Origin of the sequence: Alkalihalobacillus sp. R86527 (genome assembly GCF_042466185.1) — a bacterium.
Taxonomy (GTDB): domain Bacteria; phylum Bacillota; class Bacilli; order Bacillales; family Guptibacillaceae; genus Guptibacillus.
Window position 1 is genome coordinate 3,584,160 of the sequence record NZ_JAXHBW010000001.1, and the last position, 20,223, is coordinate 3,604,382.

Annotated in this window: 25 protein-coding genes; 13 read left to right on the forward strand and 12 right to left on the reverse strand. The window is 38.8% G+C overall.

Going from position 1 to position 20,223, the window contains the following annotated elements; genetic code table 11:
* On the reverse strand, positions 1-1,092 hold the full coding sequence (gene mutY, locus SJY16_RS18750) for an A/G-specific adenine glycosylase (protein ID WP_377891545.1): 1,092 nt from the start codon (positions 1,090-1,092) through the stop codon (positions 1-3).
* 211 nt (positions 1,093-1,303) lie between these two features.
* On the opposite strand from mutY, the gene SJY16_RS18755 reads away from it, so the two are divergent.
* Positions 1,304-2,284, forward strand: a complete 981-nt coding sequence (locus SJY16_RS18755; protein WP_377891547.1) for a metal-dependent hydrolase — start codon at positions 1,304-1,306, stop codon at positions 2,282-2,284.
* 47 nt (positions 2,285-2,331) lie between these two features.
* On the opposite strand, the gene SJY16_RS18760 is transcribed toward SJY16_RS18755, so the two are convergent.
* On the reverse strand, positions 2,332-2,601 hold the full coding sequence (locus SJY16_RS18760) for a YfhJ family protein (protein WP_224885078.1): 270 nt from the start codon (positions 2,599-2,601) through the stop codon (positions 2,332-2,334).
* 136 nt (positions 2,602-2,737) lie between these two features.
* Here SJY16_RS18760 and sspK point away from each other — a divergent pair, with 136 nt between their 5' ends.
* Complete coding sequence (gene sspK / locus SJY16_RS18765) at positions 2,738-2,893, forward strand: small, acid-soluble spore protein K (RefSeq protein ID WP_377891550.1); 156 nt, start codon at positions 2,738-2,740, stop codon at positions 2,891-2,893.
* A 28-nt stretch (positions 2,894-2,921) separates the two neighbouring features.
* Positions 2,922-3,080, forward strand: a complete 159-nt coding sequence (locus SJY16_RS18770) for a YpzG family protein (RefSeq protein WP_224885074.1) — start codon at positions 2,922-2,924, stop codon at positions 3,078-3,080.
* A gap of 21 nt (positions 3,081-3,101) precedes the next feature.
* On the opposite strand, the gene SJY16_RS18775 is transcribed toward SJY16_RS18770, so the two are convergent.
* A complete protein-coding gene (locus tag SJY16_RS18775; RefSeq protein WP_377891552.1) occupies positions 3,102-3,422 on the reverse strand; it encodes a YfhH family protein in 321 nt (106 codons plus the stop codon).
* Positions 3,423-3,522: 100 nt separating this feature from the next.
* Here SJY16_RS18775 and SJY16_RS18780 point away from each other — a divergent pair, with 100 nt between their 5' ends.
* The gene (locus SJY16_RS18780) at positions 3,523-4,194 is read left to right on the forward strand and encodes an SDR family NAD(P)-dependent oxidoreductase (protein WP_377891553.1); all 672 of its coding nucleotides are present in this window, start codon (positions 3,523-3,525) and stop codon (positions 4,192-4,194) included.
* Here SJY16_RS18780 and recX read toward each other — a convergent pair.
* Entirely contained in the window at positions 4,181-4,987 is an 807-nt protein-coding gene (gene recX, locus SJY16_RS18785; RefSeq protein WP_377891555.1) for a recombination regulator RecX, read from the reverse strand. The genes SJY16_RS18780 and recX overlap by 14 nt on opposite strands.
* 141 nt (positions 4,988-5,128) lie before the next feature.
* Here recX and SJY16_RS18790 point away from each other — a divergent pair, with 141 nt between their 5' ends.
* The 5 genes from SJY16_RS18790 to SJY16_RS18810 all read left to right on the forward strand — a co-directional run bounded on the left by SJY16_RS18790 (position 5,129) and on the right by SJY16_RS18810 (position 8,505).
* Positions 5,129-6,031 carry a TIGR01777 family oxidoreductase gene (locus tag SJY16_RS18790; protein ID WP_377891557.1) on the forward strand — a complete coding sequence of 301 codons (903 nt, stop codon included), beginning with the start codon at positions 5,129-5,131 and terminating at the stop codon, positions 6,029-6,031.
* A 101-nt stretch (positions 6,032-6,132) separates the two neighbouring features.
* A complete protein-coding gene (locus SJY16_RS18795) occupies positions 6,133-7,257 on the forward strand; it encodes an amidohydrolase (protein WP_377891559.1) in 1,125 nt (374 codons plus the stop codon).
* A gap of 216 nt (positions 7,258-7,473) precedes the next feature.
* The gene (locus SJY16_RS18800; protein ID WP_377891560.1) at positions 7,474-8,028 is read left to right on the forward strand and encodes a GNAT family N-acetyltransferase; all 555 of its coding nucleotides are present in this window, start codon (positions 7,474-7,476) and stop codon (positions 8,026-8,028) included.
* 93 nt (positions 8,029-8,121) lie between these two features.
* Positions 8,122-8,238, forward strand: coding sequence for a YfhE family protein (locus tag SJY16_RS18805; protein WP_377891562.1), 117 nt, complete (start codon positions 8,122-8,124; stop codon positions 8,236-8,238).
* An 84-nt stretch (positions 8,239-8,322) separates the two neighbouring features.
* On the forward strand, positions 8,323-8,505 hold the full coding sequence (locus SJY16_RS18810; protein ID WP_377891564.1) for a hypothetical protein: 183 nt from the start codon (positions 8,323-8,325) through the stop codon (positions 8,503-8,505).
* Positions 8,506-8,805: 300 nt separating this feature from the next.
* On the opposite strand, the gene rlmD is transcribed toward SJY16_RS18810, so the two are convergent.
* The 5 genes from rlmD to SJY16_RS18835 form a co-directional block, all read right to left on the reverse strand.
* Entirely contained in the window at positions 8,806-10,191 is a 1,386-nt protein-coding gene (gene rlmD / locus SJY16_RS18815) for a 23S rRNA (uracil(1939)-C(5))-methyltransferase RlmD (protein WP_377891566.1), read from the reverse strand.
* Positions 10,192-10,209: 18 nt separating this feature from the next.
* A complete protein-coding gene (locus tag SJY16_RS18820; RefSeq protein ID WP_377891568.1) occupies positions 10,210-11,079 on the reverse strand; it encodes a DNA-3-methyladenine glycosylase family protein in 870 nt (289 codons plus the stop codon).
* 99 nt (positions 11,080-11,178) lie between these two features.
* The gene (pdaA, locus tag SJY16_RS18825) at positions 11,179-11,967 is read right to left on the reverse strand and encodes a delta-lactam-biosynthetic de-N-acetylase (RefSeq protein WP_377891570.1); all 789 of its coding nucleotides are present in this window, start codon (positions 11,965-11,967) and stop codon (positions 11,179-11,181) included.
* Between the two features lie 93 nt (positions 11,968-12,060).
* Positions 12,061-12,855, reverse strand: a complete 795-nt coding sequence (locus tag SJY16_RS18830) for a YfkD family protein (protein WP_377891572.1) — start codon at positions 12,853-12,855, stop codon at positions 12,061-12,063.
* A gap of 172 nt (positions 12,856-13,027) precedes the next feature.
* Positions 13,028-14,383, reverse strand: coding sequence for an MATE family efflux transporter (locus SJY16_RS18835; RefSeq protein ID WP_377891574.1), 1,356 nt, complete (start codon positions 14,381-14,383; stop codon positions 13,028-13,030).
* A 172-nt stretch (positions 14,384-14,555) separates the two neighbouring features.
* Here SJY16_RS18835 and SJY16_RS18840 point away from each other — a divergent pair, with 172 nt between their 5' ends.
* The gene (locus SJY16_RS18840) at positions 14,556-14,978 is read left to right on the forward strand and encodes a pyridoxamine 5'-phosphate oxidase family protein (protein ID WP_377892336.1); all 423 of its coding nucleotides are present in this window, start codon (positions 14,556-14,558) and stop codon (positions 14,976-14,978) included.
* A gap of 27 nt (positions 14,979-15,005) precedes the next feature.
* Here the strand turns inward: SJY16_RS18840 and SJY16_RS18845 are convergent, their stop codons facing one another.
* Positions 15,006-15,392 (reverse strand): OsmC family protein, encoded by a 387-nt coding sequence (locus SJY16_RS18845; RefSeq protein WP_377891576.1) that lies wholly within the window; start codon positions 15,390-15,392, stop codon positions 15,006-15,008.
* A gap of 134 nt (positions 15,393-15,526) precedes the next feature.
* Here SJY16_RS18845 and SJY16_RS18850 point away from each other — a divergent pair, with 134 nt between their 5' ends.
* Both SJY16_RS18850 and SJY16_RS18855 read left to right on the forward strand, forming a co-directional pair.
* Positions 15,527-16,699 (forward strand): MFS transporter, encoded by a 1,173-nt coding sequence (locus SJY16_RS18850; RefSeq protein ID WP_377892338.1) that lies wholly within the window; start codon positions 15,527-15,529, stop codon positions 16,697-16,699.
* A 140-nt stretch (positions 16,700-16,839) separates the two neighbouring features.
* The gene (locus tag SJY16_RS18855; RefSeq protein ID WP_377891577.1) at positions 16,840-17,298 is read left to right on the forward strand and encodes a TlpA disulfide reductase family protein; all 459 of its coding nucleotides are present in this window, start codon (positions 16,840-16,842) and stop codon (positions 17,296-17,298) included.
* Between the two features lie 33 nt (positions 17,299-17,331).
* Here SJY16_RS18855 and SJY16_RS18860 read toward each other — a convergent pair whose 3' ends face one another.
* Positions 17,332-17,793, reverse strand: coding sequence for a VanZ family protein (locus SJY16_RS18860; protein ID WP_377891579.1), 462 nt, complete (start codon positions 17,791-17,793; stop codon positions 17,332-17,334).
* 101 nt (positions 17,794-17,894) lie between these two features.
* Here SJY16_RS18860 and SJY16_RS18865 point away from each other — a divergent pair, with 101 nt between their 5' ends.
* The gene (locus tag SJY16_RS18865) at positions 17,895-19,070 is read left to right on the forward strand and encodes a class I SAM-dependent methyltransferase (protein WP_377891580.1); all 1,176 of its coding nucleotides are present in this window, start codon (positions 17,895-17,897) and stop codon (positions 19,068-19,070) included.
* Positions 19,071-19,161: 91 nt separating this feature from the next.
* Here the strand turns inward: SJY16_RS18865 and SJY16_RS18870 are convergent, their stop codons facing one another.
* A complete protein-coding gene (locus tag SJY16_RS18870; protein ID WP_377891582.1) occupies positions 19,162-19,959 on the reverse strand; it encodes a VLRF1 family aeRF1-type release factor in 798 nt (265 codons plus the stop codon).
* Positions 19,960-20,223 lie beyond the last annotated feature (264 nt).

A 20,223-nucleotide genomic window follows, 5' to 3' on the forward strand; every position in this document is an offset into this window, starting at 1 on the left:
CTAATCTCCCTTCTTGACTTCTTTCACGATTTTTTGATGTGCAACAGGAAATGCAAATTGCTCAAGTTCACTTTCTTTTACAAAACGCACTGTCTCCGTTTCCTTCATTCCATCAACAGTACCTTTATAAACCGTCAAATACCACTTAATATGACTAAATACATGTGTGAAGGTTGATATTTCATCTTTTATACTAGCTTTCACACCATATTCTCTACTGACATATTCGGTCAACTGGTGTTCTTTTAACCCACCATCTGTTAACTCAAGATTTACGAACTCCCATAATCCGGCCAATAATCCTTCTTCTGGACGCTTCCTGATCAAGTACCTTCCTTGCTCATCTTGAAGAACCGCTACCGCTATCGGTACTGGTCTTGGGGCTTTTTTCTTGGATTTTATCGGTAGTTCTTCTTGAGAACCCTCCTGAAATGCCCTGCAATGGGATTGCACTGGGCATAATAAGCAAGAAGGAGATTTAGGTGTACAGATAATGGCACCAAGCTCCATCAATCCCTGGTTGAAAGAAGAAGGGTCGTTTGTAGAAATGATTTCCCTTATTAATTCTTCGAAAATTTTTCGTGTTGAAGGCTTTGCAATATCTTCCCATATTCCGAGCACCCTCGATAATACCCTCATCACATTGCCGTCGACGGCAGGTTCAGGAACACCATAAGCAATGCTTAAAATTGCTCCAGCAGTATATGGACCGACACCTTTCAGTTTCGCAATTTCTCGAGGTTGATCGGGGACTACACCTCCGTAATTTTCAGCAACGTCTTTCACCGCACTTTGTAAGTTTCTTGCTCTAGAATAATACCCTAAGCCTTCCCACGCTTTTAAAACCTCTTCTTGAGGGGCATCAGCCAGTGCATCAATCGTCGGATATTTCTCTACAAAATTATTGAAGTACGGGATAACAGTATCAACTCTCGTTTGTTGAAGCATAATTTCAGAAACCCATACACGATATGGATCTTTATTTTCTCGCCAAGGTAAAATTCTTTGCTCATCTTTGAACCAATTAATAAGATCCTTTTGAAATTCATCTTCTTCAAATGACTGAAGAATATCTGTCACATTGTAATTCATCAAACAACTCTCCGATACGCTTTAATAGTGCTTTGTACTTCCTCATTGATTTATTAATACATATAATAACGTAACTTAACTTTTCCAAACAGCATTTAACTTTTCACACAATCGATTATTGGGTATAACTAAGTATAGGAGTATATAGAACCATTACATCTCTTTCAAGAAGATAAGACATAAGCGCTTTACTAAGGAGGATCTTTACCCTATGGATACTGGGACACACGTGGTCATGGGACTGGGGCTAGGAGCTCTCGCAACGTTAGATCCAGCAATTGCGCAAGATCCCATCACCGCTCAGAGCGTTTTAATAGGAACGCTGATTGGATCTCAGGCACCAGACTTTGATACCGTGCTCAAGTTAAAAAATAATGCTGTATATATTCGACATCACAGAGGAATAACTCACTCGATTCCAGCCATATTACTGTGGCCAATAGTGATCAGTAGTGGAATTATGCTCTTCTACCCAGAATCAAATTTGCTCCACCTCTGGTTATGGACATTTTTAGCAGTGTTTATTCATGTTTTTGTGGATATCTTTAATGCGTATGGCACTCAAGCTTTAAGACCCTTTTCCAATCGATGGGTAGCTCTTGGTGTTATCAACATTTTCGATCCATTTATCTTTCTAAGTCATATCGTTGGGTTAGTATTATGGTATATAGGCGCAAATCCTGGATATACCTTTTTGACCATCTATGGGATATTAGTGCTTTATTATTTCTGGCGAATATTTGAACAACGAAAGCTTATCAATGCAGTAAAAGAAAGAATTCCAGATGCTGTAGAAGTCATCGTCTCACCAACGATCCGATGGAGTAGATGGCACATTGCAATCAAGTCTGAAACGCAGTTCTACGTTGCAAGAGGCGAAGGAACAACTATTCACATACAGGATGTATTCGACAGGGTTCCGGTGCCTCAAACACCAGTACTTGAAACTGCAAAAGAAGACCCAAACTTAAGTGCATTTCTGTCCTTCTCCCCTGTTTATAGGTGGGAAATTGAAGAAACTGATGAAGGATATGAAGTAAGATTTATCGATCTTAGATATCGTAGTAAAGGTCATTATCCATTTGTAGCAGTTGTCCAATTGGAAGACCAATTAGAAATTACAAGCTCCTATACCGGATGGGTCTATAGTGAAGATACTTTAAGAAAGAAGCTAGATCCCGCTTTAGACTAAATCCCATATGAAAACCGGCTGAACAATCAGCCGGTTTTTTTTATCGATTAATGCTTTATACTTCGATCGTCCCCAAAGTAACCTCTGTATTTCGGGTTATTCTCCATGAAATCGTGTAGAACTGGACCGTAATAATCAATCCATTGTTTAACGATTTTTTCTGTAACATCAATGCCTTTATATTCTCTTCCAGCCTTCGCTCTAGACGATTCGAAATCTTCCCAAAGCAGTTCAACCATCGTCCTCGCTTGACCATAAGACAGTTGGTCATTCTTTTCGAGTAAGTTATGAGCAAGCCTTTCGAATAAATCTTCCATCAGGCATCCTCCTTTCATGCTGTGTTTCCATCGGTTTCCGTTCATTCTTCTTTTCCTTCTCACATAACGCATCTAACCTCTTCACATACTAACATTGTGCCTGTTCAGATAAAACTGTCGAAAGGGAGGCGTTGATATGCGAAAGAAGGTCTCTAAGTTTCCAGATCTTAAATTCTCAGGCGAACCTCGCGCGAAAGAAGAATTTTCTTCAAAGCGCGCAGACGGAACGACCAACACTCATCCTCAGGAGCGAATGAAAGCTTCTAATCAAACCAACCATCGACAAGGTTAACTCTCACATACGATAGGAGGCGCAAATTATGGGTAAAGATAATCGTGATAGACTTCATCCCAAATATAAAGATCCGTTTCAATCACCCAGTGCTAATCCGAAGCATGCTCACCATCAAGTGAATGGAGAAACGCAACAGGCATACAATGATATCGTTTTGCAGATTCAAACCCGCAAACGATCATAAAAGATTTAATCAGGAGCAGCATTACTGCTGCTCTTTCTTCATTAACATCGAAATCGGAAATGCTTCGATCGTTTCGTTTCCATTACGAAAGCCCCATGCAAAAGTTCCGTTCATATAATCGATAACGAATGAAGACCCCGGATCTCCTTCAATTTCATATAACGTTCCAGGTGAATAATCTTCTGGGTTCAATAAATATGATTTAGCTAATGCAATTCTTCTTTCATGCACTGCAAATTCATTTACCATTCCCATTTGCTCAGCCCTTCTCGCTTTTTCACTGAGCTGTGCAATAGCTGTTCGTAATTCTTCTTTATTCATTTCGCTAAACCGTTTATCCATGACAACCTCCATACATCCTGTTCCTAATGTCTTCAGTATAGTTCATTTCACAAGGTATGACAAAGATATGCTACGCTTACATAACAGGAGGTAATCAATTATGAAAACAATCGTCATTACTGGCGGAGGCTCTGGTCTCGGCGCTGAGTTAGCAAAAATATGGGCAAGCTTAGGAAATCATATTATCTTAGTAGGTCGCACGAAAGAGAAGCTTCAGAACGTGTGTAACACAATCCAAAACGATGGAGGTTCTTGTGCTTACTATACGTGCGATGTATCGAATTTCAACGACACGAAGCGGTTGTCCACACTGTTACATAACGATGGTCAATCGATCGACATGCTTGTTAACAATGCTGGTACAGGAGCATTCGGCCAATTAGAGTACATAGAAGAAGATGCAATCCATAACATGATCGATACGAATGTTAAAGGTACAATCTTTCTATCCAAGTTACTTCTACCATTATTAAAACAAGTAGAGGGACGAATTATGAACATTATTTCGACAGCTGGGCTTAAAGGAAAGAAGCATGAAACCGTCTATGTTGCATCAAAATATGCGGTCAGAGGATTCACGGAAAGTCTTTGGAAGGAACTCGAAGGAACTGGAGCTAGTGCAACTGCTGTGTATATGGGAGGAATGGATACACCGTTCTGGTCCTCTACAAACCACATAGAGGACACTTCGAGATTAAAGTCTCCTGCAGAAAAAGCGAAACAAATCATTGATCAAGATGATGGCCAACCTGAGATCTTTATTGATCGATAAAGTCGTCTAAATACTGATTGATTAATGAAAAAGGGAAGCCTTTACGATATAAAAATTGCTTCATCTTATATTTGTAATCTTTCATATCTAATTTTGAAAAGCGGCGTTCCGCTTTCTTAGCTTGAAGTAGGAGTGCCTCCCACTCCTCTTCATTATCCTTCTTAATTTCGAGCGAATTCATTACTTCCTGTATAACTTCTCTTTCAAACCCTTTACCCGTAAGTGTTTGTCCTACCTTTTGTCTTAGTTCAGTCGAAGATACGCTTTTGAGCTTATTCATTTTCTTCTCAGCTAACTCATGAGCGATTTCGAATTGACTCTCAAACGGATATTCTTCAAGTGCTTTTTCAATCATGTCAGGAGATACGCCTTTTTGAAACAACTCTTGATTAATGATGAACGGCCCTTTATTTCTTCCGTTCATTTTTGTTCGAACAAATGCTTGCGCAAATTCAAGATCATTCACATACCCATAGCGCTTCAGCTTGTTAAATATAGAAGGAAAAGCTTCCTCTTCAATTTCTTTTGTAATGAGATATTCCTTTATTTCTTTCTCTGAGCGCATGCGGTAAGACAAATAGTGCAACGCCAAATTAAACCCTTTTTTTATATGATCTTCAAATTGAATGTCATCTAGCGTCTCTGGATCTAATTCCATCCCTTTTCTAAGTTCAAAACGAATCAAAACATCTTGATCTACTCCGAACCCGAATTCTTCCCCATTTCCTTTATCTATAAAAATCGAAAACCGTTCATTATTTTTCTTTTGCGTTGTGATACGTGTAATTTTCACCAATACGATCACCTCTCTTGTCCATATTGTATCATTTTCAAAAATATTGTATGAGCATAGCGCATTAGATTAAAGGATTCTCTTTACGGGTAAAGAAATAACTACTATAAGAAATGGATTAACCTTAGGAGGAACAACGTTATGAACATAGCGATTGCTGGCGGTACCGGTTTCGTTGGGAATGCCCTTACAGAATCATTTGTGAACGATGGACACAAAGTGTTTATCCTAACCAGAAATCCTGAAAATAAGCCCGCTCAAGAAGGTGTCACTTATGTTAAATGGCTGAAAGATGATGCACACCCTGAGAAAGAATTACAAAATCTCAATGCCATTATTAATCTTGCCGGTGAGTCAATCAATAGCGGACGATGGACGGAAGATAAGAAGCAAAGGATATTAAACAGCCGGATCTCTGCAACACGAGAGATCGTTTCTATTATAGAAAAACTGGACCATAAACCACGTGTGCTCGTGAATGCTTCTGCAACAGGCTTTTATGGATCTTCGCTAGACAAATCCTTCACGGAGAACGACACAGATCCAGGATCTGACTTCCTGGCCGAAGTATCCTATAAGTGGGAAAAGGAAGCCATGCGTGCTCAGAATTTTGGTGTCCGCACTGTACTATCTAGATTTGGACTCATCCTTGGTGAGGAAGGCGCCCTCCCACTTATGACACTTCCTTATAAGTTTTATGTTGGTGGTAAATTAGGTGATGGGAAGCAATGGTACTCCTGGGTTCATATTAAAGATGTTGTTGGCATGATACGTTTTGCTGTAGATCATGATTCCGTTCAAGGACCACTGAACGTCACTGCACCAGAGCCAAAACGAATGAACGAATTTGGAAGAACATTAGCCGATGTCCTTAAGAAACCACACTGGGTTCCTGTTCCTGAAGCTCCTGTCCAACTAGCCCTTGGTGAAAAAAGTGGAGTGGTCTTGAAAGGGCAATGTGTTCTGCCCCAAAAAGCGAAAGAACTTGGCTATCCTTTCCGATATTTCAAACTAAAAGATGCCTTAGAGAATCTGCTGGGTTAATGCCAGCAGATTTTTTGAAATCCGTATTAATTCATGTTTTTGGTACCTATACTATAATAGCTACGATTACATTGTTCCTAACTAACGATAATAGGTGATGAATGGTGACAATACTAATTAAAAACGCACGCGTTTACCCAATAAGCAGCCCTGTTCTTGATCAGGCAGATGTCCTTGTACAAGATGGATTGATTAAAAGAGTGGCTCTTTCTATTGAAGAAGAACCTGAAATGACGGTCGTTGACGGAAGCGGATCACATCTACTTCCTGGATTAATCGACGCACACACCCATGTTGGCCTCTATGACGAAGGAACGGGTTGGGCTGGCAATGATGCGAATGAAACTGTAGAAGCTCTCACCCCACATGTTCGCGCATTAGATGGAGTAAACCCTCTCGACATTGCGTTTAAGGACGCGATTTCGTTCGGAGTAACGTCTGTTCAAGTTATGCCAGGAAGTTCTAATATTATTGGTGGGACTACAACAGTATTGAAAACATACGGGAAAAACGTGGAAAAGATGATTGTTCGAAAAACTGCCGGACTCAAAGTAGCATTAGGAGAAAACCCCAAGAGAGTGCACAGTCAGTCTAATAATGAGTCGATCACAAGGATGGGAATAACCGGACTTTTGAGAGAAGCGTTTTACAATGCTAGTAAATCTCAACCATCTGAGCACCCAAGAGTTGCTCCAATCATCGCAGCTTTAAAGAGAGAAATTCCAGTACGAATTCATGCCCATAGAGCCGATGATATCTTAACTGCATTACGCTTTGCACGGGAATTCGATTTAGATGTAAGGATCGAACATTGTACAGAAGGACACCTCATCGCAGATGAACTAAGTGGACAGAATTTACGTGTTACTGTAGGTCCATCAATGACAAGACGTTCAAAAATCGAACTGAAAAATAAAACGTGGGCAACCTATGGGATATTAAACAACCATGGAATTGAAGTCTCCATTACAACAGACCACCCCTATGTCCCCATTCAATATTTAAATATATGTGCTGCTTTAGCAGTAAGAGAAGGTTTAAGTGAAGAAAAAGCTCTGGAAGGGATCACACTCAACCCCGCTAAAAGCTTAGGAGTTGATGATCGTATCGGGAGTATTGAAGAAGGAAAAGATGCAGACTTAGTCTTATGGTCACATCACCCATTTCACTTTGAAGCTCGTCCTCATTGGACGATGATAAATGGGGAAATTATTCATAAAAATTAATGAAGATTCCAGTATCAATTTACAAACAAATCGAGTATGATACTTTTGAAGCTAAAATAAACTATATAAAACTTCATAATTAGATATGGGAAGGCAATTGGTGCGCCACCAGCAAAGTGACTGGTCCTAGTGGGTTCGATTCCCACCCCGAATAATAATTCAACATACTATTATTCGAGGGTGGGGTGAAATCTGCCCTCGACAGGAGGGAAACTCATGATTAAAAATCGTGACCTGTCGGAATGTCATGTTCTCTTTGACTTGATGGTTGACCCAGCTGTCTTCCCATTCGTACGTCATAAAGCAGATTCCTATGAAGAATACTTGTTTTTAACAAAACAAACTATCGAAGCTGAGGAACAAGGAGAACTCATCTCAAGAACAATTCTTGATGAATGGGGAACTCCGATTGGAACAATCAATTTGTTTGATATTCAAAACGATGCAGGTTTTTTGGGAACCTGGATAGGAAGTCCCTATCACGGAAAAGGCTACAATCAGATTGCAAAAGATGCGTTTTTTAAAGAACTGTTTTTCGAAAAACAGATTCAAACCATCTTCCTTCGTATAAACAAAGCCAACGTCAGGTCACAGAAAGCAGCTGAAAAAATCCCTTATGTTGCGCTGGCAAACGACAAATGGCCAAATGTACTCCAACAGATCAATAGTGGGGAAAAATCCTACCACCTTTATGAGATTGAACGCGATAATTATCTATTGCACACGATGCGTGATCGCTCAGATACAATTGAAGTTCAGCTTGAAGCTTAGTTCCTTTTTAGGAACTTTTTTTGTTTTCACTTCTGTATAGATGTAAACCTGATGGCAATGCTAGTACCATCCTATAGGAAATGAGTGATGAGGTTGGATAAGAAAAAAGGCAGAGAAAACAAGGAATCAAAAATGTCGCTTACGAAAACACAAGACGTATTGTTTGGAAGAGAATTTAAAAGAGCAGATCGTGCTGGACAAAAACCATAATTGATGAATAATTATATCGGTTTTAAACCATTATAATGAGTGGAGAAACCATTCTCCAAACTTACTCACAGGAGCTGATTTCAAATGGCAAAACGTCCAAACAAAGCAGAAAACAAGCAACAACGTCAAACTCAGAACAACCCTGCACAAGCTCAAAACCAAGATGCAGAATTCGCTAACGAATTTGCTGCTGGCCAAAAAGCTGACCAAAAAGCAGCTGAAAGAGCTAGACAAGCTAACCAACGCGAAAAAAGAGACCAGCAGTAAATGATAAAAGGGACCTCAACAGGTCCCTTTTTATCTTTTGTGGAAATATATTATCCACAGGTTGTTAACAATGTGTATAACTTCAAAAAAGCTTACTGTGCTCAATAAAATTTATAAACAATTAACAAAGTAATACAAACCACTACAATCTGTGGATAATGTGCATAAACATGTGTATAAGGCGTAAAATAACCTTTTATCATGTGTATAACTTTGTGGAAAGTGTTGATTACTTATTTTGAACTCTCTCACAAAATGAAAACGATTCCGCTATAAAGTATGGAATCGCTTAAAAAAGAATTATTTCTTTTTTTTATGAAAAACAGCTACAACCTCGACGTGAGCAGTTTGTGGGAACATATCTACCGGCTGTAGAGAACTGACGGTATAACCCTTTCGCTCCAAAAAATCTGCATTTTTAGCTAATGTGGATGGATTACAAGAAACATAAACAATTCGCTTCGGCTTTGCTGCTATCATTGTGGATAACAATCTATCGTCACAGCCTGTACGAGGTGGATCCACAACGATAACATCAGGTTTGAATCCATTTTTGATCCATGTCGGTACTAGGTCTTCTGCTTTTCCTACTTCATACTCCATCTTATCTTCATACCCATGCTTCTTTGCATTCTCTCTGGCATCCACAATAGATTCTTCAATTATGTCCATTCCTCTGACTTCTTTCGCATGATCAACAAGCCATAATCCAATCGTTCCTACACCACAATAAGCATCGATAACATTTTCACGTCCTGACAACTTCGCAGCTTTTTTCACTTCATCATATAATTTCACTGTTTGTATAGGATTTAATTGAAAAAATGCTCGAGCTGACAGTTCGAAATTTAAATCACCGAGGGATTCTTGAATAACCTCTTCACCATCAAGAACGGTCGTTTGATCTCCAAAGATAAGCGACGTCTTTTTACCATTTACGTTCTGCATGATTGATACGACATCTGGAAGTCTTTTCTTAATTTCCTTAACTAACAAAGACTGTCTCGGTATCTTCTCTTCAGATGTTACGAGAACTAGTTGTATTTGTCCCGTTTCAAAACCAACTCTTGTCACAATTGTTCGGATGAGGCCTTTCTTTCCATTATGTATTGAAAGATTGAGATCGTCTAAAACCTTAACAACCTGTTTTGTTACACGGTTTGTGTCAGGGTGCTGCACAAGACAGTTCGTAAGCTCAACAAGTTCATGCGATCCTGCCCCATATAGTCCAGCGATTACTTTTCCTTTTTGTTTTCTTACTTGAAGCTGACTTTTATTTCTGTAGTTCCAGGGATCTTCCATTCCTATCACGGGATTGACAGTGACCTTTGTATTATTTTTCGAATAGCGCTCGAACGCTTGAACCACTACATCCCTTTTCTCTTTCAATTGTCCTTCGTAACTTAAATGCTGAAGCTGACATCCACCACATTCTTCATATACAGGACATGGAGGTGTTACGCGTTCAGGTGACTTCTTTCTTAGCCGTTTTATTTTTGCCTCTGCACGGTTAGGAAAAACCCGCGTAATTTCTGCAGTAATCTCTTCATTCGGCAAAGCACCTGGAACAAATACAACCGTACGCTTAAAAAAGCCGACTCCTTCCCCATTAATGCCTAAACGTTTTATTGTGAGAGGAACAGTCTGCCCTTGAGCAAGAGCCGTTCCTTCTGTTTTTTTCTTCAATAGAATCTCTCCTTATATCTAGCCACTCAAACTCTCCCATAAATACATTGAAATATAACTCGAATACGGGGACCATTTCTTATTATACGCATAAACCTCTTCTTTTGAAGGTTTTGAAGAAAGATCAAACAGTTTCTTCACAGCATTTTGGACCCCAACATCACCTGCAGGAAGGATATCTTTTCTTCCTAGTCCGAATAATAGAACACATTCGATCGTCCAGGGTCCTACCCCCCTGAGAGGCAAGAGCTTATCGTACACCTCCTTATTTGTGAGCTCGGTCAATTGCTGTAAATCAAGGTCCCCCTCATTGACTTTATTTGCAATATCAATGATATACTCTGCTTTTCTATTACTGAATTGGAGCTCACGAAAATCTTCTACGCTAAGCTTACTTACGACATCTGGGGTAGGATAATACCAAACACCGTTTTTGTGTTCTCCATACTTGGTAACGAACCTATAAGTTAAGGTATATGCAAACTTCATATTTAACTGTTGATGAACGATATTTTTCATTAACGCGCTATACGTATCAGGCTCACAAATAATAGGCATACCAATATAATTAGCCACGAGCTCTTGAAGTTCTGTACCGTCAAAATGCTTCATGATACCATTGGTATCCATATCCAAATCAAACATGTCTTTCACTTTTTGTATCGATATGGACTTATGCTCCTCTAATTCACCGCTCAAGTGAAAAGAAGGATCTTTTTCATCTCCATATGCGTTTATGGTGATCACTTCTTTTGTATGATTGATTACTAAAGGTATCTTTATTTCTTTATCCGCAGTGTTAATCGCTTGCAGTGGATCCATACTTAACCGACTGAACAAACGATGAATCGAGTAAGGTGCTTCTGGACGTACTATCTCTGACCACATGTAATTCCCCCAGTCTTTTATTAGTGTTATTATCGCAAACTACAGACATCAATACTAGATATCGCAGCTAAACTAAAAAGGCTGCCATTTCTGGCAGCTCTATGGTGCTAATAATTTTGGGAGTGTACGCTTAAAGACGATTTCATCCAGGCTTTTGAACGTGTACCCTTCTTTTTTGAGGTCTTTTATGACTCTCTCCAATGCCTCTGCATTGTCTTTTGAAACAGAATGTAAAAGGAGGATTGCACCAGGGTGCACTTGCTTCATGATGGAATCATAAGCATACTGACTACCTTTTTGATTGTTTGTTTCCCAGTCTTTATACGCAAGCGACCAGAATACATTGATATAGCCTTCATCTTGAGATATTGCGAGCGATCTTTCACTAAACACGCCGCGTGGTGGTCTTAAGTAAAGCATCGTTTTATCTCCAGTGATACGAGTATATTCTTCCTTCACCCGCTTTAATTCTTTCTTCATTCTTTCATCTGAAATCGCCGTCATGTCTGGATGGTTCCACGAGTGATTTCCTATAATATGGCCTTCTTTGACCATCCTCTTAATTAGGTCAGGCTGATCTTCTAAATAGTACCCTGTTACGAAAAATGCAGCAGGTACTTTTTCTTTCTTTAATACATCTAACACCTTAGGGGTATATCCATTTTCGTAACCATTATCAAATGTGACATAAAGTTCTTTCTTATCTGTATCTCCTATATAATACCCCCCATACTTTTTCAGCATTTGTTCAAATTCTGGCTCTGTAGTTGCTGGGGCATGGTCTTTACTTCGTTTAAAATACCAATCATGTGAACGATTATCGACTGCTTGTACCTCAATCGAAACGAATACGATAACCAGTGCTAAGATAGCTGCAATATATTTCATTTTACCCTCCTTATTGTGCGCCTTCCTTTAGTTTGCTTGGTCAGAAAGATTCTATTCTTTGTTCTTTCTTAAAAAAACCAGCATCTCTGCTGGTTATTTTTGTGTATTAAATTCGAAGCTCAAATAGTCTTGTACAGGAATCCAAGCACCGATACCTTGTTGCGTTACATTTCTTACCTCAATGCCTTTTTTACTTCCTTTTAAAACGAGATAAACTTCTCCATACGTGACTTTTCCTTTTTCATTTACAGCTGGTACATAACTTGAAAGGGTACCATAATGAAGAGGAGCTATGTTATAAACATTCGTTTTTCTAGTACCTTTTCCAATAATCGTTTGAAATGACAGTGATAACTTCGTTTTTTCTGAAGCCTTCATGATCATCATTTTCTTCACATCATCACTTGAAGGAATCGATGCGGTTAAACCACCACTAACACTTTTCTCGTCTTCTTGACGATATGACATCTTAGCAGTCCCATTCCCACCTCTATTATCATAGCGATTCACATTTGCTTGCTTATACTGCCAATTTACATTCGTTTCATGTGATTCGTACATCAATGGCCATTTACCAAGATAAATACTTGCTCGATAACCGATTGCTATTTTGGATGGAGAGATATGAGAATCATTTAAAATTTGGATAAGCTGAGGATTCTCGATTCTAATGTCAGTGGAATCGATTAATTCTCTTGTTAACTCACTTGGCTGAAGAGTCGGCTGATCTTGGGTTGGATTTGGATATGTGTTTTCTTTTGAGATATTCACTACCGAATCAGGTATTTGTATAGCCTGCTTTTTAGCGACTTGCGTTGCTTCCTTTGCCATCGTATTGATTGGTAGGATGACTGTCAGAAGAATAATCATAAGAGCTATTTTCTTCATTTCTAGATTCTCCTTTTGTCTGCATCTTTTTTCCAAAAGTAAAAGTACAGTAAACTCTTATGAGTATTTTTTTCAAGTTGGTGTGCTTTTATCCAACATCCATCAAATCTCCTATCCATCAATTGATTTCCTTACAACCAAAAAGCCACCGAGCTATGCTCGGTAGCTTACGTTATTTTTCTACTGCTTCCTCTTGTTCAAATATCTCAATATCTCTCCACTTTCCATACCTGTAATACGCAACAGCAAAGATGCTCGATAAGATAAAGCTAATGCCAATACCATAAGCGATTCCATTTGCGCCAAGCCACTCTGATAATAAGTAGGTCAATGGCACTCGTAATATCCAGAACGAAATGATATTCAGAATTAGCACTTGTACCATCGCCCCTGCTGCTTTTACGACACCATTCAATACAAAATTAATTCCTAGAAACGGATAAAAGAAAGCAATCGTCTTCAAATATGTCGTCCCAAAGGCGATTGTTTCAGCATCATTAATGAATAGGGACACAAGTGATTCAGCACTAAAGAAAATGATAGCACTGATCGTAAACGACACACTCAGAATAAGAATAATGCCATCTTTCGAAATGGCGGCAACACGGTCCCACTTACCAGAACCGATATTTTGACCGGCCATACTGTTAACCGCTGCTCCAAGCGTAAACGCGGGCAGCATAATAACGCGATCCAATCGCTGTGCCGCGCCAAACCCTGCTACAACTTGGGTACCAAAACTCGCTACGATTGCCATGATAGCAGTTACACCAGCTGAGATCGTCATCATTTGTAGACCTGCTGGGACCCCTAGCTTCGTGATTCGTTTTGTTTCTTTTGCGTCAGGCCAATGTGGCATTGTAAACGGCACTTTTGATTTCCAAACTGAGTAGATGATCCCATAAAGCAGAGCTGCTCCTTGTGCGATGATGGTCGCATATGCTGCCCCTTCGATTCCCCAATCAAAATAAGCAATAAACAAAGGATCTAATCCTGCATTCAGAATAACTGCAGCTAATACGAAACGAATCGGCGTTTTACTATCTCCTAATGCACGTAATACTGTCCCGATAAAATTGTATCCAAATAAAAAAAGTATCCCTAGAAAATTGATTCGCAAATAAACCTTCGTGCTTTCAAATATATCGTCAGGAGTTCCTAGAAATTTCAATATCGGATCTGTAAATATGAAACCAATAATTCCAAACGTGACAGATAAGACTGTGAGCACAACAACAAAAGCATTTAATGATTCGATTAATCCATTCTCATCATTAGAACCTTTTCTCTGAGATAGCACGGTCAGTGTCGCGCTGTTCACACCAATAATAAAAGACAAGACCGTGAATATGACTGGTGCGGCGAGAGAAATCGCTCCAAGTGCACCTGAACCAAGTAAATTCCCCACCCAGAGACTGTCAATAAATTGATAGGATGTTTGAAGCAAATTGGTGAAAAATATGGGAAGTGAGAAAAAGATCATCTGCTTGGAAATGTTCCCCTTAGTAAAATCATAGGTGTTATTCATTTTTATTACCTTCTTTGATTTGTATTAAGTCTTTATATGGTATACCCATGCAGCGAGCTTGAAAAACAGAAAGGTACACTTTGCAAATAATGGCACATTATCTTGTTTTAGAATTGCTCAATAAAGGAAGATTAAGATTAGCGTCGATATTGAAAGGAGAATTATTATGTCAATGTCTCAAACAGAAGTGAAGAACAAAGTATTGGATATTCTAGAATCTAATTATGTAGGTACACTCAGTACGATAAAGGATAATAAACCACACTCACGCTTCATGACTTTCTTCCATGAAGATCTTACTTTGATGACGCCTACTAGTAGAGAAACTCATAAAGTTGAAGATATTGAGCAAAACCATAACGTCCATGTTCTACTCGGATATGATGGAGAAGGCTGGCATGATCGCTATGTTGAAGTACAAGGCACAGTTGAAATCGATGATTCCAAAGAAACGAAAGAGAAACTTTGGGGAGATACGTTAAGCAAGTGGTTTGAGTCTCCTGAAGATCCTAACTACATCGTATTGAGAATTACACCTGAAACGATTCGATTAATGAACGAAGGGGAAAACACTCCTGAAACCCTGGAACTATAGAAAGAAAAGTGACACCAGAGTCTGGTGTCACTTCTTAATTTCAAACGTTTCTTTAAGATCGATACTCCCTAGTACAGATTGAGCCATCGAACAGTGTTTTTTTGTTAATTCAAGTGCTTTTTCGATCTTTTGTTCATCCAGATCACCTTCTAAAGTGAAATGAAGGTGAATCGCTTCTACTCGATTTGCTTCTTCTTTATTACGGGTTACATCAGCACTAATTTGGATGTCTTCATACTTCATCCTTTTTTTATCTAAGATTTGACGAAGAACACCTCCACTACATACTGCAATTGAAGAAACCAGAAGTTGATAAGGTCTGAAGCCGTATTGTTCATCACCTGAAATATGTAAAGTGCCATATTCAAAGTTAGCCGTAAAGCCTGTCTCTTCCTTTTTCATACTGAATTCCATAAATTCCACTCCCTTTTGCATTCAATACCTTTATTTTAAATCAGAGAACGATGAAATGCGAATGGTGGTTCTTTTCAACCTTTTCCATTATAATGGCACTCATATGATTGTCTTGACGGAGCGTGAAGAAGTTGATGGAACAATATCGTTATCGCTTTATAACACTCATTACCATTGTCTTTATTTCTGGTTATTCTCAAGGTATGCTCTTACCGCTCTTATCTATTTTACTTGAAGAAGCTGGTGTTTCATCAAGCATGAACGGTCTTAATGCATCCGCTCTCTATATAGGAATACTATTTGCTTCACCGTTTATTGAGAAACCTGTAAGGAAATATGGCTATAAACCAGCTATTTCGGTTGGTTTGTTGCTAGTGGCCATCTCAATCGCATTGATTCCAATCTGGCAAGCTTTCTGGTTCTGGTTCATCCTACGCGTGATCGTTGGGATAGGAGATAATCTGCTCCACTTTGCCACACAATTATGGATAACAACAAGTACTCCGAAAGAAAAGCGTGGGAGAAACATCGCTATTTACGGCTCTTCTTTTGGGCTAGGATTTGCCGCTGGTCCTCTTTCAACAAGGATAGTGGATTTATCGATTTACCTACCATTTCTTATAGCGTCGGGACTTGCGCTTCTAACGTGGGTACTATTAGTCAACATACGTAACGAATACCCAGATTCAATCAATACTGGCTCGGAAAGAGTGATTATTAAATATTGGAGTGTGCTGAAAACCGGTTGGGCAGCTTTACTCCCTTCATTCGGATATGGCTTCCTAGAAGCATCGTTGCATGGGAATTTCCCCGTATATGCATTGAGGATAGGAATGGATGTGAAGGCTGTTTCCATCCTTCTCCCTTCATTCGTTGTTGGGAGCCTGATCTTTCAAATGCCGCTTGGAATCTTAAGCGATAAGTTTGGACGCAAGAGTGTACTTCTAGTAAGCATCCTATGTGGATGGATTTGCTTATCAAGTGCTATATTCACAACTTCATTACCAATACTCTTTGTATTACTATTTATTTCAGGGATGACAGTAGGATCACTGTTTTCTTTAAGTATTACGTACCTAGCTGACCTTCTTCCTACTGACCTATTGCCAACAGGAAATATTCTAGCAGGAATCTTCTTTGGGATCGGTAGTATACTCGGTCCATTTCTTGGCGGTATGTTCATTGATATTTTTGAAAAAGGCAGTATCTTTTATGTCATTAGTGGAATGCTAATCATCTTGTTCTTAGGAATTGCTTTCCATAGCGCGTCAGAACGTTCAGAACCGCGTTATTCGACTAATTTATGAGTAAGCTGAAACTTTTCAAGCCACTTTAATAGTATATAGGAAGCGTCCTTATTGACTTATGATATGAATATACTATAATAATAATTGTGATTAACTAATAATTATTATAAACAAACCACAATAAAAGGAGTCGATACCTAATGAAACTACGCGAAGAATTGCCAGAACTCGAAGGTGCAAAAACCTGGTTTAATGGAGAGGTTTCTAAAAGTGACTTAGTAGGAGACAAGCCTCTTACACTTATTCATTTCTGGTCCATCAGCTGTGGTCTTTGTAAAGAAGCAATGCCAATGGTAAATGAATTCCGCGATGAATATAGTGACGACTTAAACGTCATTGCTGTTCACATGCCTCGATCTGAAAAAGACTTAGATTTAGATGAAATCAAACAAGTAGCTGATCAGCATGATATCTCTCAACCGATCTTTGTTGATAGTGATCATAAATTAACAGATGCTTTCGATAATCAATATGTGCCTGCATACTATGTATTTGATTCAGAAGGTAAGCTTCGCCATTTCCAAGCTGGGGGAGAAGGTCGCAAGATGCTAACGAAACGAATTACAAAGCTTTTAGACAAAGCGAAAAAAGCAGAATAAATTACAAAAGGCAGCTTATGCAAGCTGCCTTTTTCATTTTCTCTTTACTTTTTTATAAATCCATAAACTAACACGATACACACCATACCCAACAACAGCTCCAAGGCCGTTTAACAAGATATCATCAATATCAAATATACGGTGTGCAGCAAGGTATTGAAGCAGTTCGATCATCGTACTGATCGTGAAGCCAATCAATGCAATAACGAAAAAAGATCTGCATTTCCTATGAACAAGAGGCACCAAAAAACCAAGCGGCATAAATAGAAGAATGTTGCCAATAATGTTCTTGATAATTAACCAGTAGCTTCCACTCTCCCACATTAACTTAATGCTATCAAATAGGACGAGATTGACGGATTTCCCGTATGGATAGTAATTATAAATAAATAGAGTACTGTACACGAGAGCGCCCAGATAAATAAAGAGCGCAAGTGTACTTCCTCTCCTCATCCATTTATTTTCTGTTTGAATGTCTTCTTTTTTGGTCTGCATGGTTCCTATATCTCTCCCTATCCTCCATATGCTTATGAGCAAGCGTTATGCTATAGTATTCTATACAAACTAAGTTCATGTAACTAAATTGAGGTGGTAAGATGCCCGATAAATTAACCAACACGGTGCTTAAGCTTTCTTCAGCACTAGACGATCAATCAATTCCCTATTTCTATATTGACCAAACAGCTCTATGGCTGCAAGGTGTTATCAATGAGTGTAATTCTATAAGTGTTTCGATACAGTGGGATGGCTTTGAGTCCGTTATTTCACATTTCAATACCCATTATGGTCAAGCTATCCTCGAACATACGGATGAGAAATCCATTGCAACATACAAAATAGATAGTTACCCAGTTAGCATTGAATGTGAATACAATACAGTGATCCGTACGAATCCATATATGATCCAAGTCCCTTTGGAAAATTACAACACTCCTAGTGTATCTATTTATCATTATCAACGTAGCTCAGAATGGGCATCTCTTGTTAATGACTATTTAAGAAATATGCAAGATAGAATAACTGAGCAGAATGAACAAGCTTGGAACCAGCAAAACTATGAAGCATTAGTAAACAGGCACGGGACGCCTGACGACGCAGCCGACAAACTTTTAAGCAACCCTTCAGGAAAACTAAGGTCTCTTCTTCCTTATCTACCCAACCTAGAAGGCAAACGCATCGCTAACTTAATGGGATCTCATGGAATGAAAGCAACGGCTATGGGACTACTAGGTGCCAATGTAACTGTGATCGACTTCTCTTATGAGAATGAACGTTATGCAAAAGAACTATCGCAGGCAGCATCCGTTGATCTAACCTATTATATTTCGGATATTCTAAAGCTAGGACCAGAACATCATAAACAATATGACATCGTTGTAATGGAACTAGGCATTCTCCACTACTTCCTTGATTTACATCCACTCTTCCAAATCGTAAATCAAATACTCAAACCTGGTGGTCATTTTATACTCCAAGAGTTTCATCCTATCTCTACAAAACTTATCACCTCAAAGGGGAAAAAGCATAAAGTAGATGGGAATTATTTCGATCCAACGATCCAAAGAACGAATGTAGCATATTCAAAACATCTTACGACTGATAATGAGAATGCCAACGCAGTTCTCCAACGAAAGTGGACACTTGGCGAGGTATTGACGAGCCTAGCAGATGAAAAGCTCATCATAAAACAAGTAGTCGAAGAACCTAATATCAAGATGAACGATCGGGGTATCCCTAAGCTTTTCACGGTAAAAGCAGAACGTTCAAACTAGAAAAAGCACCTAAAAAGGTGCTTTTTCTTTAGATTGTCATGGAAAGTCCAGACATCCCAAAATACGTCATTCTTTTTATTGCTTTTTCCTATTATGAAACGAGTAATTCAAGTACTTCGTCATCTCGTTTGTCAGCATAGTTTTTCCCAACTATTTCTGTTTCTTTGTTCATAAGTTTGGAAAGTTCTTCTGCTTCTTCTTTTTCACCAGCGACGTATATTTTCTCCCAATCACGATTCTTGGACTTCTTATCGAGCTTAGATGCCATCGATTTATACCATCTTTCTCGATTCGCTTTAACTCTGTCCTCGAAAAGTTCACGTTGAGCAGTGCTTCCGTTGCCAGGTGTATTTTCACTTCCTGTAGTACCTTCGTAAATTCTCCAATTATCCTCATCTGGGTCCCATGCATATTCTTCACTCTTCGTAAGGAAACCAAGTTCCGTTTCAAGAATACGTACATAATCATAATGCACGAGAATGATTCCTGTGTTTGGATAATCGTTACTCAATTGTTCAAGCTGGTCGAGCTGCGGCTCTTCTTCCCAATATAGATTTGTTGTTACTGGGACCTGCGTTCTTTCAACGAACCAGATTTGATCATCTGAAGATGCGATAATCACGAGACCTCGTTTTAAGTCTTTTTCAATCGTATCGATCTCATCCTGTACTTTTTCTTTTACTTTCTCGAAGTTTTCTTGCTCCTCTTTATTACCACTTTCTTTTAAGTAATCTTCAAAGTTTCGGAAGCCATTTTTTAATTGAATTTTCCATTCGCCATGCTGACGATCTGGATCACGGCGGTCTGTATTTAAGTATAGAGTAAACACTTTATCTGGCTTTTGTACTTGCGCACGTTTGATTTGATTCAATTTCTCAGTTAATAACATATCAATGATCCTCCTTCACATTTTACTTACTTATAAAATGGTTTCCCTGATTTTTGCCAGTTTTAAACATGAAAATAAGTAGCTCAATCCCTTTACCTTTTGATAGTAAATTTGAACACTATGTGATAGAATAAAATCATTAAAAGATAATAATTATTCTAATCTAGTGAAAAGCATTCTCATTTAAATAGACAAGAAAACAGTCTCGATTACCTAAAAACTTCAAAATGATTAACAACTAAAGCCATTTCGAAGTATTGAATA

Excerpts from the sequence above, each read along its gene's own strand:
- SJY16_RS18790 (WP_377891557.1), top strand. The coding sequence starts at position 5,129 with ATGAACATAGCGATTGCTGGCGGTACCGGTTTCGTTGGGAATGCCCTT.
- SJY16_RS18850 (WP_377892338.1), top strand. The coding sequence starts at position 15,527 with ATGGAACAATATCGTTATCGCTTTATAACACTCATTACCATTGTCTTT.
- SJY16_RS18855 (WP_377891577.1), top strand. The coding sequence starts at position 16,840 with ATGAAACTACGCGAAGAATTGCCAGAACTCGAAGGTGCAAAAACCTGG.
- SJY16_RS18860 (WP_377891579.1), bottom strand. The coding sequence starts at position 17,793 with ATGCAGACCAAAAAAGAAGACATTCAAACAGAAAATAAATGGATGAGG.
- SJY16_RS18770 (WP_224885074.1), top strand. The coding sequence starts at position 2,922 with ATGGGTAAAGATAATCGTGATAGACTTCATCCCAAATATAAAGATCCG.
- SJY16_RS18835 (WP_377891574.1), bottom strand. The coding sequence starts at position 14,383 with ATGAATAACACCTATGATTTTACTAAGGGGAACATTTCCAAGCAGATG.
- SJY16_RS18830 (WP_377891572.1), bottom strand. The coding sequence starts at position 12,855 with ATGAAGAAAATAGCTCTTATGATTATTCTTCTGACAGTCATCCTACCA.
- SJY16_RS18780 (WP_377891553.1), top strand. The coding sequence starts at position 3,523 with ATGAAAACAATCGTCATTACTGGCGGAGGCTCTGGTCTCGGCGCTGAG.
- pdaA (WP_377891570.1), bottom strand. The coding sequence starts at position 11,967 with ATGAAATATATTGCAGCTATCTTAGCACTGGTTATCGTATTCGTTTCG.
- SJY16_RS18865 (WP_377891580.1), top strand. The coding sequence starts at position 17,895 with ATGCCCGATAAATTAACCAACACGGTGCTTAAGCTTTCTTCAGCACTA.
- SJY16_RS18820 (WP_377891568.1), bottom strand. The coding sequence starts at position 11,079 with ATGTGGTCAGAGATAGTACGTCCAGAAGCACCTTACTCGATTCATCGT.
- SJY16_RS18775 (WP_377891552.1), bottom strand. The coding sequence starts at position 3,422 with ATGGATAAACGGTTTAGCGAAATGAATAAAGAAGAATTACGAACAGCT.
- SJY16_RS18755 (WP_377891547.1), top strand. The coding sequence starts at position 1,304 with ATGGATACTGGGACACACGTGGTCATGGGACTGGGGCTAGGAGCTCTC.
- sspK (WP_377891550.1), top strand. The coding sequence starts at position 2,738 with ATGCGAAAGAAGGTCTCTAAGTTTCCAGATCTTAAATTCTCAGGCGAA.
- SJY16_RS18810 (WP_377891564.1), top strand. The coding sequence starts at position 8,323 with ATGGCAAAACGTCCAAACAAAGCAGAAAACAAGCAACAACGTCAAACT.
- SJY16_RS18870 (WP_377891582.1), bottom strand. The coding sequence starts at position 19,959 with ATGTTATTAACTGAGAAATTGAATCAAATCAAACGTGCGCAAGTACAA.
- SJY16_RS18760 (WP_224885078.1), bottom strand. The coding sequence starts at position 2,601 with ATGGAAGATTTATTCGAAAGGCTTGCTCATAACTTACTCGAAAAGAAT.
- SJY16_RS18800 (WP_377891560.1), top strand. The coding sequence starts at position 7,474 with ATGATTAAAAATCGTGACCTGTCGGAATGTCATGTTCTCTTTGACTTG.
- SJY16_RS18795 (WP_377891559.1), top strand. The coding sequence starts at position 6,133 with ATGGTGACAATACTAATTAAAAACGCACGCGTTTACCCAATAAGCAGC.
- SJY16_RS18840 (WP_377892336.1), top strand. The coding sequence starts at position 14,556 with ATGTCTCAAACAGAAGTGAAGAACAAAGTATTGGATATTCTAGAATCT.
- SJY16_RS18845 (WP_377891576.1), bottom strand. The coding sequence starts at position 15,392 with ATGGAATTCAGTATGAAAAAGGAAGAGACAGGCTTTACGGCTAACTTT.
- mutY (WP_377891545.1), bottom strand. The coding sequence starts at position 1,092 with ATGAATTACAATGTGACAGATATTCTTCAGTCATTTGAAGAAGATGAA.